This window comes from Mycobacterium sp. NPDC051804 (assembly GCF_044452905.1).
Taxonomy (GTDB): Bacteria; Actinomycetota; Actinomycetes; order Mycobacteriales; family Mycobacteriaceae; genus Mycobacterium.
The window spans coordinates 266,236-279,093 of record NZ_JBITCD010000006.1 but is presented as its reverse complement, the minus strand read 5'-3'; the positions used below and the strand labels follow the sequence as shown (position 1 = coordinate 279,093).

Below are 12,858 nucleotides of genomic sequence, written 5' to 3'. Positions count from 1 at the left end.
GTATGCCGCGGCTGAGCGAGCCGAGCCCCTACGTGGAGTTCGACCGGACTGAGTGGCGTGCGCTGCGCATGTCGACCCCGTTGAAGTTGACCGAGGACGAGCTGCAACGGCTCCGGGGTCTCGGCGAGAAGCTCGACCTGCTCGAGGTCGAAGAGGTCTACCTGCCGCTGGCCCGGCTCATCCACCTACAGGTGGCGGCACGCCAGGCGCTGTTCGCGACGACCGCCCAGTTCCTCGGCGAGCCGACACAGAATCCAGACCGTCCGGTGCCGTTCATCATCGGCGTGGCGGGCAGCGTCGCGGTCGGCAAGTCCACCACCGCACGTGTGCTGCAGGCGTTGTTGGCGCGCTGGGAACACCACCCTCGCGTCGACCTGGTCACCACCGACGGCTTCCTGTATCCCAACTCCGAGTTGGCCCGGCGAAATTTGATGCACCGCAAGGGCTTTCCAGAGAGCTACGACCGCAGAGCACTGATGCGGTTCGTCACGACGGTGAAATCGGGTTCCGACGCGACGTGCGCACCCGTCTATTCGCACCTGCTCTACGACATCGTCCCCGGCGAGAAACAGATGATCCGGCACCCGGACATCCTCATCCTCGAGGGCCTCAACGTGCTGCAAACCGGTCCGGCCCTGATGGTTTCGGACCTTTTCGACTTCTCGGTCTACGTCGACGCGCGTATCGAGGACATCGAGCAGTGGTACATCTCGCGGTTCTTGTCGATGCGCGCCGGTGCGTTCGCCGATCCGGCTTCGCACTTCCATCACTACTCGACCCTGACCGACGATCAGGCGGTGTTCGCGGCGCGTGACATCTGGCATTCGATCAACCGGCCCAACCTGATCGAGAACATCCTGCCGACGCGACCGCGGGCCACGCTGGTGCTGCGCAAGGATGCCGACCACTCGATCAACCGGCTGCGCCTGCGAAAGCTCTAGAAGCGAGAAGACGCGAAAACCCCCAAAATCAAGCCATTTTGGGGGTTTTCACGTCTGCTCGCCGATTACACCTTACTTGTTGATGCGGCGCACCCCTTGGTACTGCAGTTCGGCCATCACGAGGGTGTAGACGCCGGTGGCCAGCGTCGCCACGACACCGAAGGTGGTCAGCGGGAACACATCGACGAGCACGAACACCACAGACAGCACGGTGTAGAACACGTTGCCCGCGGCGATCACGATGCCCGCCTGCTTCACCGATGGCCGCGCGGCGAAGAAGAAGACGCCGGCCGCGAACGCGATGAAGAAGGCGCCGACGGCGTACTCGAACGCGACCGAGGTGCCCGAGAGCTCGGCGACCCAGCCCGCCAGAGCGACACCGGCGATGCCCATCACGGCGCTACAGGTCGCATCGAGGCGAAGCGCGAAGCGCAGGAACGAGTCGTTTGAGCTACGCAGTTTGGGTGTGGTGGTGGCGGTCATGCGATTTCCTTTCGGGTGGGGTGGTGGTGGACCGTTCCGGAGCCGACGACGCAACCTCTTACGGCGGCGGCTCCGGACCAGTCATGTGGGGGTCACGCCAATCGGCGCACCCCGAGGTACTGCACGTAGGCGAAGCCCAACGTGACTGCGGTGAACGCGATGATCGCGGCGACACCGAACTGGGTCAGCGGCAGCCAGCCCGCAATGAGCACAACGGTCACGAGGATCGCGAAGGCGATGTTGCCGGCCAGCACCAAGCCGCCCACACGGCGGACGTGAGAGACACCGGCGAGCAGATAGAGCGTCGCGCCGTAGACAACGAGTGCCGCACCCGAAATCCACTCGGAGGTGGGCGACAGGCCCGACAGCCGCGACAACGGATCGGCGGCCATGGCGATCAGCAGACCGAGACCGGCGCACAGCGTGGCGTCGGCGCGGAGGGCGAACCGCAGCAGTGAGTCACCCGAAGCCGCCCCGGTGGCGACATCGGATCGTGTTCCCCGGACGGGCCGGGTGGTGATGGCGGTCATGGCTCCGATGTTGCGCAGATGCCACTGCCAGATCGACGCCAGCCGCTGCCAGCTACTGCCAAGCGCAGGTCAGAGGGGTGAACCTAGTCTTGCGCGGCCACCAGGTTTCCGCGCAGATCGGCGGCGATAAGGCGGGCCGCCGCGTTCTGCCAGTTGTGCAGCGACCGTTGCGGCACCTCGGTGACGAACCACTGCCAGGCCTGGCGCGCCACCGGGTCGAGCCCCGCGGCGGTCGCGTTCTGGGCGTAGGCGCGCACGCCGACGACGTACGGGAAGTACAGCGAGTTGTAGTAGCGCCATTGCTCCGTCGTGCCAAACTCACCGCCGTCGCGCGGCTTGAGGCGGGCGATGCGATCGGCCAGCAGCGCCTTCAGTTCGTTGGCCCGCTCCAACGGCTGGTCGGGGGCGTCGCGCGCGGCGAGCCGCTCATCGATCGTCGGCAGCGCTGTGAGCGGGCTGGCGACGAGCTTGGAGAGGTCGCCATAGTGGCCCAGGGCTCGGCGGGTGAGCCGGACGAATGTGTCGTCGTCGATGTCGTCGAGCGGGTTCGCCGACCTCAGCGGCAACGCAGCGCCGGCACTGCGCAGCGCCGCACGGTCGGCGCGCAGGCCGGGTGAGCGGGAAAACGCCAGCCGGTCCAGCACGCCGGCCAGCGGATCGGCCAACACGTTGACAGCGATCGCGATGGCCAGGCTGGTGAACAACAGCACAGTGAGTGGGGTCTGCGGGCCAGTGACCGCAAGACCGATCAACGCCTGCCCACCGAACAGCACGACGACGACGCCGGTGGCGACGAACGAACGCAACATGTCGGCGCGCAGAGCCTGCCCTTCGTCGAAGGCATCCCACATCGCGACCGCGACGCCGAGCAGGACGACGTCAAATCCCGTCGACGCCAACGCCAGCCAGCTCGGGACAACGCCCAGCGGGATGACGATGATCGCGTTGCCGAGCGCGAAGAACAGCGTCGCGACGATGAGGTAGCCGACGACGGGCCTGGGCTGCCACGGTCCGAAGACCGCGCGAAGCATCGCGCCTAGCGAGGACAGCGAGATGACGGCGAACATCACCCAGTGGCCCAGCCGCACCGGGCCGTCGACATTCCCAGCCATCGCCGCGCCGACGAACGCGCCCACCGCGACACACGCGACAGCCACCACTTCGGTCGCCCTGCTGCGCCAGGTGTCACGCGGACGGGACAGCTCGAGAAGTACCGCGAACCAGGCGATGCCGGGCACCGTGACGAGGTAGACCTCGATGCTGCTCAGCACGGCGGAAGCGCTCCGGGTTCGAACGGCATCCAGCGCCACGACCGTCGCGAAGCTCGTCAGGCCGATCGCGGCGAATACCAGGACCGGCTTTCGCGGATCACGGGCGAGCAGATACAACCCCAGCCACCAGCTGAGTGAGAAGACGAGCGCTGAAAGCGCAGCCATGACTTCAGTGTCGCACTAGATGCCGTAGCGGCGGTGACGCGCGGTGTAGTCGCGCAGCGCGCGCAGGAAGTCCACCCGCCGGAACTCCGGCCAGTACGCCTCGGTGAACCACATCTCCGAGTAGGCGCTCTGCCACAGCAGGAACCCCGACAGCCGCTGCTCCCCCGACGTGCGGATCACCAAGTCCGGGTCGGGCTGGCCGGACGTGTAGAGATTCTCTGAGATGCCGTCCTCGGTTACGGCCTCGATCAGCTGGTCACCGCTCCTGCCATTGGCGAGTTCCTTGCCGAGCAGCTGCCGCACCGCGTCGACGATCTCCTGACGGCCCCCGTACCCGACAGCGACGTTGACGTGGAAAAACCCGGCGCCGGCTTGCGCTTGCGTCGACTCGACGGCGTCGCGCAGCCGCCGGGCCGGCTCCTCACCGATCAATTCGAGGTCGCCGACGGTGCGCACGCTCCACCCGTTGGCTGGGGCACAGATCTCTTCGACGACGTCGGTGATGATGTCGATGAGCGATGCCAACTCGGCAGGCTCGCGCTGCAGGTTCTCAGTGGAAAGCAGGTACACCGTGGCCATTTCGACGCCGGCCTCCTGGCACCAGCGCAGCATCTCGGCGATCTTGCGCGCACCCATCCGGTACCCGTAGCTGACGTCGTCGTGACCAGCATCACGAGCCCACCGCCGATTCCCGTCGCACAACACCGCGATATGACGGGGAAGCTCGGATTTCGAGGAAGCCAGACCCTGGCGCAACCGCATCTCGTAGAGGCGGTACATCGGTTCCTTAAGTCGCGAAGGAATGATGGCCACCGAATCAGACTACTGTGGCGTTCGAAAAGCCCCATGGCATTGGTGGAGGTGAACATGGCTCAGGTCGATGCCGACGAGGCTCAACAACAACCGGTCCGCGTCTACGCGGAGGATCTTCCCGAGGCGGTTGTTGATGGCGTCGCGAACTTCATCGGCAAGCCGCGGTTACGCGGCTGGATCCACGTCTATTCGGCGGTCGTCGCGTTCATCGCAGGCGCGGCGCTGGTGTCGGTGTCGTGGTCGGTCGTATCGGCCCGGGCTGGAATCGCCACGCTGGTCTACACGCTGACGATCGTCGCGATGTTCGCCGTGAGCGGGGCGTACCACCGGGTGAACTGGCGATCGGAAACAACCCGGAAGTGGATGAAACGCGCCGATCACTCGATGATCTTCATCTTCATCGCCGGCAGCTACACGCCGTTCGCCGTGCTGGCGCTGCCCGAGTCCGACGGTCTGGTCCTGTTGGCGATCGTGTGGTCGGGCGCGCTCGCCGGGGTGCTGCTCAAGATGTTCTGGCCGTCCGCCCCGCGCTGGGTTGGGGTGCCGCTGTACCTGTTGTTGGGCTGGGTGGCGGCGTGGTTCGTCGGGCCGATCATGCACGGCGCGGGCGTCGCTGCGTTGGTGCTACTGATCGTCGGTGGCGCGCTCTACAGCATCGGCGGCGTGCTTTACGGCCTCAAGTGGCCGAACCCGTGGCCGAGCACCTTCGGCCATCACGAGTTCTTCCATGCGTGCACCGCGGTCGCCGCGATCTGCCACTACATCGCGATGTGGTTCGCCGTCTTTTAGTGATTAGTGATGTTCTCCGGCGTCCAGTAAGCCTTCATCGACGCGATCTTGCCGTCACCGTTGAAGGTCATGACGCTGATGATGTCGATACTCATTCTGGCGTCACCCATGTTGATCGTCAGCGTCCAATGGAACGCCACTTCATTGCCCAGCGCGCGCAGGGTGAGGACGTCGGTCCCGTTGTCGCCCTGCGGAATGGCCGAGTAGAAGCCGCGGATTGCCTGGCTGCCGATATGCACCTCGCTGCCGACGGGATCCTCGACAGTCGCGTCGTCGGCGTACAGCTCGACGATGTCGTCAACCTTCCCCTTCGCGGCGTATTCGAGGTAGCGGTTGACGGTCGCGGCGTTGTCCTCAGGCGTTGGCATGCGCCGAAGGCTACACGGGCGCGGCAAGGGCGGCCGCGAGTTCGCTCGCCGAGGTGACCGGCAGGTCACAGGTCCGGCCACGGCATACATAGGCGGCGTCGCCGCCGCCCACCCGATCACGGTCGATCAGCAGCTCGGAAGCGTTGACCTCACCCCCGACGACGATCGCGCCGCCGGGCGCCAGCATGCGCGCGGCCGCCAGCAGCTCGGAGCCGACGGGGTCGCAGGCCACGGCGATCTGAATCGGTCCGCGCACAGCGGCTTCGGCGACCGCCAGCCAATGGCCACCCGAACGCGCGAGGCGCGCCAGGATGACCGCCGCACCTGCCAACGTGGCCTCGGCCGCCGACGCGTAAGCATCGGCGCGGTCCGCGGGGGCCAGATGAGCCGCCAACTGCAGAGCTTCGGCGATCAGGGATGCGCCGGACGGCGTGGCGCCATCGAGCGGATCGGCGGGCCGAACCATAAGCGCCTCAGCGTCATCCGCCGTGTCGAACCAGCGTCCGGCATTCTCCGCATCCGCGAAATGCTCCAGCGCGATGTCGAGCAACGACATCGCGGCATTCAGCCACGACTCCTCACCCGTCAGCTGATACAGCGTCAGTAGACCGGTGGCCAGTGCGGCGTGGTCTTCCAGGATCGCCGCGCTGTCACCGACACGACCGCCGAGGCTCGCCCGGCGCAGCCGTCCGTCGACGATGTGCAGGTCGACGATGGCCCGTGCGCATTGCGTTGCGGCGAGCAGGAATTCGGGGTCGTCGAGCGCCACTGATGCCTCGGCGAGCGCGGTGATTGCGAGCCCGTTCCACCCGGTGACGACCTTGTCGTCGCGGCTGGGCTGAGGCCGCGTCGACCGGGCAGCCAACAGCACTGTACGCACGCGGTCGAGTCGATCGGCATCGTCGGGGTCGCGCGACAATTGCAGCACCGAGCTGCCGTGTTCGAAGGTGCCGGTGTCGGTGACGCCGAAAAGCTCTGCGGCCCAGCGCCCATCATCGGGACCGAGCACTTCATCCAGCTGCCCGGCCGTCCACACGTATGTCAGACCCTCGTGGCCATCGGAGTCGGCATCCAACGAGGAGGTGAACATACCGTCGGCGCCGAGGTCCTCGATCAGGAACCTCGCCGTTTCACGGGCCACCCTGCGCGCCAACGGGTTCGATGTGCGGCGGGCCCAGTGTGCGTATGCCCGCAGGAGCAGTGCGTTGTCGTAGAGCATCTTCTCGAAATGCGGTACCACCCACTCGGCGTCGACGCTATAGCGCGCGAAACCCCCGGCGAGCTGGTCGTAGATTCCGCCTCGCGCCATCGCCGTGCAGGTCCGTTCGACCGTCTCGAGCGGCATCACGTCGCCGGCGCGTTCGTGATTGCGCAGCAGCGCCTCTAACATGGCCGACGGCGGGAACTTGGGCGCCCCATGCTGATTGGTGAGGAATCCACCGTTGACAGGATCTTCGTGCTGAAGCACTTCCGCGACGGCGTGATCGCACAGCGACGGCCGAATCGGCGGTCCGCCACCGGGGGAACCCGATGCCATCGACTGCAGCTCGCTGCTGATCTTGTCGGAGGTCTCCTCGACGTCGGCACGGCGGGTCCGCCAGGTATCGGTGACGGCGGCGAGCAACTGCAGGAAGTTGGCCTTCGGGTAGTACGTGCCACAAAAGAACGGGCGGCCATCCGGCGTCAGGAAGCACGTCATGGGCCAGCCGCCCTGACCCGTCAGCGCGACAGTGGCGTTCATGTAGACGGCGTCGAGATCGGGGCGTTCCTCGCGGTCGACCTTGATGTTGACGAAGCCCTCGTTCATCGCGGCCGCCACCTGCTCGTCCTCGAATGACTCGTGCGCCATCACATGGCACCAGTGGCACGCCGCATATCCGATCGACAACAGGATCGGCAGGTCCCGCGACGCCGCCTCGGCTAGCGCCTGCGGTGACCACTCGAGCCAGTGCACCGGATTGTCGGCATGCTGGCGAAGGTACGGGCTGGTGGCCCCGCCCAACATGTTTCGGCCGGTGAACTCAGCCGGACTCACGCTTGTTCTCGCCGTCATCGGCTCGCTCGTCGGCCGGTTCGTCCGGCTCGTCGAAGGACTTCGGCAGCTTTTTCAGATGTCGGTTCATCGACCAGACCAATCCGAACGTGCCGATCAGCAGCAGCACGAGAACCAAGAGGCCGAATGGACTGGCCTTGCCGAAATCCGGACCGGTCTGGCGGGGCGGGTCCTGCGCCAGCAGGGTGACGATGGTCAGAGCGATGTCATTCATGTGTCGTTCTCAATCCCTGCGAACAGATCGGTCTCGGGCAGGGATACCCGGACGCGGGAGCGGGCTAACTCGAATTCCTCTGTCGGCCAGAGCCGTTGCTGCCATTCGATCGGCGCACGGAAGAAGTCGCCGTTGGGATCGATCTGAGTGGCGTGCGCGCGAAGCGCGTCGTCGCGCTGGGCGAAGTACTTCGCGCATTCGACACGGGTTGTCACCCGCTTCTCGAAGATGTCGTGGTCGGCTTCCCAGTGCTTGAGCCATTTCTCGAAGGGACCCACTTCGCCGTGCTTGGCGAACTCGTCCTGAATCAGCTGCATGCGCTTCCGCAGGAAGCCGTGGTTGTAGTAGAGCTTCTGCACGTTCCACGGCTCACCGGCGTCGGGGAACAGCAGATGGTCGCCCGCAGCTTCATACGCGGCGATCGACACCTGGTGGCACCGGATGTGATCGGGGTGCGGATAACCGCCGTTCTCGTCGTAGGTCGTCATCACGTGGGGCCGGAACTTGCGAATGACGCGCACCAGGGACTCCGTCGGCTCCTCCAGCGGCACCATGGCGAAACAACCGTCGGGCAGGGGCGGCGGCGGATCGCCCTCCGGCAGGCCCGAGTCGACGAAGCCCAGCCAGTGGTGGTCGACGCCGAGGATCTCCGCGGCCTTGGCCATCTCGTCGCGCCGGATCTCGGTCATCCGACCGTGCACCTCGGGCAGATCCATGGCCGGGTTGAGGATGTCGCCGCGCTCGCCACCGGTCAGCGTCACCACCATGACCCGTACGCCCTCGTCCGCGTACCGTGCCGTGGCGGCCGCACCCTTGCTGGACTCGTCGTCCGGGTGGGCGTGCACCGCCATCAACCGCAGTTCACTCAACCTGTTCTGCCTCATCTAGGTCTCGGATATGTCGCCAGTCGACATTCCCGAGAAATTTCAACCATCGCGAGTAGCCCTATAGTTCCAGTTCTGTAGATCCATCGAACCGACGGGCATGAAAACTAGATGATCGAGCGTCCCACCGCGCGTTATGGGCGTCAGCGCCTGACCCGGCGCCAGCGGCGCCTGATCGCCGGCGCGCTGACCGCGGTCGTCCTCGTGGCCGGGGTGACGATCGCCATCATCGCGTCCGGACGGTTCAGCAGTGCGGTCGAGGGGGAATTGGGCGGTTATCGCCTGGTCGACGACGAAACCGTCGACGTGACGATCAGCGTGACTCGCGAGGATCCGTCTCAACCGGTGGTGTGCATCGCACGGGCCCGTTCGATCGACGGCAGCGAAACCGGTCGCCGCGAAGTGCTGGTCCCGCCGTCCACCCAGCAGACCGTGCAGGTGACGGCCGCCGTCAAGTCCAACAGACCTCCCGTCGTCGGCGACGTGTATGGCTGCGGCACCGACGTCCCGGCCTACCTGGTGGCCCCCTAAAGCGCGTCGCGAGGTAAATACAACAAACGCCGAACTGCGAATACGTGAAAATCCGTTGTCGGCGCGGTGCTACGATGGATCGATACACGGTTCCCCGCTGGGACCGTGTATTGCTGCATTTAGTGCGCTGATTAGGCGTTGACGACCGCGGCAATACACGTAGAGCTCCCGGCGCCGAATCCCAAAACTACTTACGCGAAAAGCGCGAGAGCAACGAACGACAGGAGCGCGACATCATGACCGACACGCAGGTGACGTGGCTGACTGAGGAAGCACACGATCGGCTGAAGGCCGAGCTCGATCAGCTGATCGCCAATCGACCCGTCATCGCCGCCGAGATCAACGATCGCCGCGAAGAAGGCGACCTGCGCGAGAACGGCGGCTACCACGCCGCCCGCGAGCAGCAGGGCCAGGAAGAGGCTCGCATTCGCCAGCTGCAGGAGTTGCTGAACAACGCGAAGGTCGGCGAGGCTCCCAAGCAGTCCGGCGTGGCGCTGCCCGGCTCGGTCGTCAAGGTGCAGTACGGCGATGACAAGAGCGATACCGAGACGTTCCTGATCGCCACCCGCCAGGAGGGTGTCAGCGACGGCAAGCTCGAGGTCTACTCGCCGAAGTCACCCCTCGGTGAGGCGCTGATCGACGCGAAGGTCGGCGATGTCAAGACCTACACGATTCCCAACGGCAACACCGTCAAGGTGACACTCCTCAGCGCTGAGCCGTATCACTCCTGAGGCAGCCGCCCCGGCGCCTCGCGCTACAGTCCGCACTATGGCGCAGATCGCCGAGGACCTCCTTCTGCTCCTGCTCGACAATGCGTCGGCGCAGCCCGGGCTCGAACAGCATCGACGTGAGCGCGTACTCGCGGCGGCAGTGCTGCTGGATCTTGCCTACGCCTGCCGGGTTCGGCCGTCGATGGCCGCAGACGAGGTTGAGCCAGGTCGACTGGTCGCACTCTCGGCGCCGGGCATGATGGATCCGATTTCGGAGTCCGCATTCCAGATGCTGCAGCGCCGGCCGATGCGATCGGTGACGGCCGTTAAGAAACTGTCCAAACGCACCGAGAACGATCTCACGCACCAGCTGGAGCAGTCCGGTGAAATCCGGCGTATTCGCTTGCAATCCAACAGGTTCACCCATCCGTACGCCTGGCCACTGACCAACCGAGGACGGGTGGGTCAGGCCCGTTCGGCGCTGCTGGCCGCGCTGTTCGACCGACGGCCACCCACCCCGGCGACAGCGGCGATCACTACGCTGCTGCACGCCGTCGACGGGCTGGGCGCACTGCTGTCGCTCAACGACCGCGGATGGCGGTGGGTACACGCCCGCGCCGGCGAAATCGCAAGCGGCAGTTGGGTGGACGAGTATCCCACCTCGATGCGGGAAGTGAATCTCGCGGTCACCGCGTCGGCGCTGCGGCCCGCCTTAGGTTAACGCCTGCTCCAGATCGGCGATCAGATCCGCCGAATCCTCGATACCGACCGATAGGCGCACGAGATCGTCGGGCACCTCCAATTGCGAACCCGCCGTCGAGGCATGTGTCATCGCGCCGGGATGCTCGATCAGCGATTCCACTCCCCCGAGCGACTCGGCGAGGATGAAGATCTCCGTGTTCGCGCACAGCTTGCGGGCGGCGTCCGCACCGTCGCGCATCCGCACCGAGACCATCCCGCCGAAGCCGCTCATCTGCTTGGCGGCGACGTCATGACCCGGATGACTCGACAGCCCGGGGTACAGCACCATCCCGATCGCCGGGTGATCCGCCAGGAATTCGGCCACCAGGGCGGCATTTTCACTGTGCTGGCGCATGCGCAGCACCAGGGTCTTGAGTCCGCGCATGGTGAGGTATGCGTCGAACGGCCCCGCGACCGCGCCCGCGCCGTTCTGGAGGAAAGCGAACGCGGTGTCGAGTTCTTCGTCGCTGGTCAGCAGCGCACCGCCCACGACATCCGAATGGCCGCCGATGTACTTTGTCGTCGAATGCAGGACGATGTCCGCGCCGAGCGTCAGCGGCTGCTGCAGCGCTGGTGAGGCAAAGGTGTTGTCCACCAACACCTTTGTTTGTGACGACGACGCAATTCCAGCGATACCCGCGATGTCGGCGATGGACAGCAGCGGGTTGGTCGGCGTTTCCACCCAGATCAACTTCGTCTGCGGGGTGATCGCCGCACGCACCGCGTCGAGGTCGGCCAGTGACACCGCGGTGTAGTTGATGCCCCACTGCGTGAACACCTTGTCGATCAGACGAAAGGTGCCGCCGTAGGCGTCGTCGGGCATGACGACGTGGTCGCCGGGGCGCAGCACCGCGCGCAACGCGCAATCGGTGGCCGCCATGCCCGAGGCGAACGCCCGCCCGTATTCGGCCTCCTCGACGGCGGCCAGCGACGCTTCGAGCGCGGTGCGCGTCGGGTTGCCGGTTCGGGCGTACTCGTATCCGCCGCGCAGCCCGCCAACACCATCCTGGGCGAAGGTGGAGCTGGCGTAGATCGGTGCGTTGACGGCGCCGGTCGCCGGATCGGGCCGGAATCCCGCGTGGATGGCCTTGGTGGCGAGCCCCCACAACCTGTGCTGTTCAGTCATCACAGATCAGGGTAGCGACGGGCCCGGCGCCGGCGACGACTGCGGGGGTGACGGCGGCGGTGCGTTCACCGGTACACAGACGGTGCCCACTATCTTGTCGGCGATCGTTTGGCGCTTCTTGTCCCACAACGGCCACAAATAGCCGACATAGCAGAGCAGTTGGTCTACGTAGTGGGCGATCTGGCGGACCATAGACATCAAGAAGCCGATGGGCTGCCAAGTCTGTTGACTGATGACCTTGAACTTCATCACCGTCTTGCCGATGCTCTGCCCCGTCCTGCCCTGCCGGTAGCAGAAATTCCAGAAGAAATAGACGACGCCCGGCAACACCGCGATGTACTGGACCGACGTCCAGAAGTCGGAGACCGCTGTCGAGCAGTAGCTCTTTCCGCTGCCATAGATGCTGTCGAGGCACTCCACATCCCCCGCGACCAGCAGGCCGATCAAAGGAATCAGGGCGATCACCGAGATCGGGGTCCAGTCGATGATGTTGGCGACCACTCGGGTGGACCAACGCGTATACGCCTGTTTAGGCAGCACCCGGACCGGCGGCGCGTGGTGCGGCTGTGGAGGTGGCGGTGCGGTCACATCCACCGATCTAGCGCGGTACGCAGACGGTCTTAAGGAGCTTGTCGGCAATTGTCTGACGCTTGGCATCCCACAGCGGAAAAAGGAATCCGATGTAGCAGATGAGAGCGTCGAGACCGTGGGCTATCTGACGCAGAAGCGACTTGCCGACGCCGATCGGCTGCTGTGTCTGCTCTCCGACGACCCTGAAACTCATCAACTGCTTGCCGATACTCGAACCGGTATTGCCCTGCCGCACCACGAAATTCCACAACGAGTAGACCACGGCAACGAGGACGCACAACGAGAAGATGATCCATGCCGTTGTCGAGGGTCCGTTTCTTCCGGTGGCGCAGAACGCGTCGGCAACACATAGTGTTTCGATCGGCTGGAAGATGTAGAGGACCAAGCCACCGATCGCCGTAAGCAGATACACCGGAATGCTGTCGATCACGTATGCGAGCACCCGGGTGAACCACGACGTGTAGTCACTGCCGCTCGCGATCGGCGTAATCGTTGGGATGCCCTGGGCGAAGTTACCTGCGGGTGGCGGCTGACTGGTCACGTTTGCCTCACTGTCAATCCATCGAGGACTGGTGGCAGCTTACAAATGTGGCCACGATGACGCAGAGACTCGCGAAGACCCGGTCCGCGCCCACGGGCGCAGACCGG

16 protein-coding genes are annotated in these 12,858 nt (G+C 65.3%); 5 read left to right on the top strand and 11 right to left on the bottom strand.

Annotated elements, in window-relative coordinates:
* Window positions 1-2: 2 nt before the first annotated feature.
* A complete protein-coding gene (gene coaA, locus ACIA48_RS24240; protein WP_396737554.1) occupies window positions 3-941 on the top strand; it encodes a type I pantothenate kinase in 939 nt (312 codons plus the stop codon).
* 72 nt (window positions 942-1,013) lie between these two features.
* Here the strand turns inward: coaA and ACIA48_RS24235 are convergent, their stop codons facing one another.
* From ACIA48_RS24235 to ACIA48_RS24220, 4 genes are all read right to left on the bottom strand, one after another.
* Window positions 1,014-1,424, bottom strand: a complete 411-nt coding sequence (locus ACIA48_RS24235; RefSeq protein ID WP_396737552.1) for a hypothetical protein — start codon at window positions 1,422-1,424, stop codon at window positions 1,014-1,016.
* Window positions 1,425-1,516: 92 nt separating this feature from the next.
* A complete protein-coding gene (locus ACIA48_RS24230) occupies window positions 1,517-1,954 on the bottom strand; it encodes a hypothetical protein (protein WP_396737549.1) in 438 nt (145 codons plus the stop codon).
* An 83-nt stretch (window positions 1,955-2,037) separates the two neighbouring features.
* Window positions 2,038-3,390, bottom strand: coding sequence for a hypothetical protein (locus tag ACIA48_RS24225; protein WP_396737546.1), 1,353 nt, complete (start codon window positions 3,388-3,390; stop codon window positions 2,038-2,040).
* Between the two features lie 15 nt (window positions 3,391-3,405).
* Window positions 3,406-4,203 (bottom strand): (2Z,6E)-farnesyl diphosphate synthase, encoded by a 798-nt coding sequence (locus ACIA48_RS24220; RefSeq protein ID WP_396737543.1) that lies wholly within the window; start codon window positions 4,201-4,203, stop codon window positions 3,406-3,408.
* Between the two features lie 54 nt (window positions 4,204-4,257).
* Here ACIA48_RS24220 and ACIA48_RS24215 point away from each other — a divergent pair, with 54 nt between their 5' ends.
* Window positions 4,258-4,992: a hemolysin III family protein gene (locus ACIA48_RS24215; protein ID WP_396738455.1), complete on the top strand. Its 735-nt coding sequence runs from the start codon at window positions 4,258-4,260 to the stop codon at window positions 4,990-4,992.
* Here ACIA48_RS24215 and ACIA48_RS24210 read toward each other — a convergent pair.
* The 4 genes from ACIA48_RS24210 to mca are packed head-to-tail and all read right to left on the bottom strand — an operon-like array spanning window position 4,989 to window position 8,496.
* Entirely contained in the window at window positions 4,989-5,360 is a 372-nt protein-coding gene (locus tag ACIA48_RS24210) for a nuclear transport factor 2 family protein (RefSeq protein ID WP_396737540.1), read from the bottom strand. The genes ACIA48_RS24215 and ACIA48_RS24210 overlap by 4 nt on opposite strands.
* Before the next feature lie 10 nt (window positions 5,361-5,370).
* Window positions 5,371-7,413, bottom strand: a complete 2,043-nt coding sequence (locus ACIA48_RS24205; RefSeq protein ID WP_396737537.1) for a thioredoxin domain-containing protein — start codon at window positions 7,411-7,413, stop codon at window positions 5,371-5,373.
* Complete coding sequence (locus ACIA48_RS24200) at window positions 7,382-7,627, bottom strand: hypothetical protein (protein ID WP_396737535.1); 246 nt, start codon at window positions 7,625-7,627, stop codon at window positions 7,382-7,384. The genes ACIA48_RS24205 and ACIA48_RS24200 overlap by 32 nt, the downstream gene beginning before the upstream one ends.
* Window positions 7,624-8,496, bottom strand: coding sequence for a mycothiol conjugate amidase Mca (mca, locus tag ACIA48_RS24195; protein ID WP_396738454.1), 873 nt, complete (start codon window positions 8,494-8,496; stop codon window positions 7,624-7,626). Before mca ends, ACIA48_RS24200 begins: the two co-directional genes overlap by 4 nt.
* Before the next feature lie 126 nt (window positions 8,497-8,622).
* Here mca and ACIA48_RS24190 point away from each other — a divergent pair, with 126 nt between their 5' ends.
* From ACIA48_RS24190 to ACIA48_RS24180, 3 genes are all read left to right on the top strand, one after another.
* On the top strand, window positions 8,623-9,042 hold the full coding sequence (locus ACIA48_RS24190; RefSeq protein ID WP_396737532.1) for a DUF4307 domain-containing protein: 420 nt from the start codon (window positions 8,623-8,625) through the stop codon (window positions 9,040-9,042).
* 236 nt (window positions 9,043-9,278) lie between these two features.
* Window positions 9,279-9,773 (top strand): transcription elongation factor GreA, encoded by a 495-nt coding sequence (gene greA / locus ACIA48_RS24185; protein WP_083126812.1) that lies wholly within the window; start codon window positions 9,279-9,281, stop codon window positions 9,771-9,773.
* Between the two features lie 37 nt (window positions 9,774-9,810).
* Window positions 9,811-10,473 (top strand): GPP34 family phosphoprotein, encoded by a 663-nt coding sequence (locus ACIA48_RS24180; RefSeq protein ID WP_396737530.1) that lies wholly within the window; start codon window positions 9,811-9,813, stop codon window positions 10,471-10,473.
* On the opposite strand, the gene ACIA48_RS24175 is transcribed toward ACIA48_RS24180, so the two are convergent.
* From ACIA48_RS24175 to ACIA48_RS24165, 3 genes are read right to left on the bottom strand one after another with little or no spacing between them, the layout of a single operon-like run.
* Complete coding sequence (locus tag ACIA48_RS24175) at window positions 10,465-11,619, bottom strand: cystathionine gamma-synthase (RefSeq protein ID WP_396737527.1); 1,155 nt, start codon at window positions 11,617-11,619, stop codon at window positions 10,465-10,467. The two genes, ACIA48_RS24180 and ACIA48_RS24175, sit on opposite strands and share 9 nt — an antisense overlap.
* A gap of 6 nt (window positions 11,620-11,625) precedes the next feature.
* Window positions 11,626-12,207, bottom strand: coding sequence for an RDD family protein (locus ACIA48_RS24170; RefSeq protein WP_396737524.1), 582 nt, complete (start codon window positions 12,205-12,207; stop codon window positions 11,626-11,628).
* Between the two features lie 10 nt (window positions 12,208-12,217).
* Entirely contained in the window at window positions 12,218-12,751 is a 534-nt protein-coding gene (locus ACIA48_RS24165; protein WP_396737521.1) for an RDD family protein, read from the bottom strand.
* Window positions 12,752-12,858 lie beyond the last annotated feature (107 nt).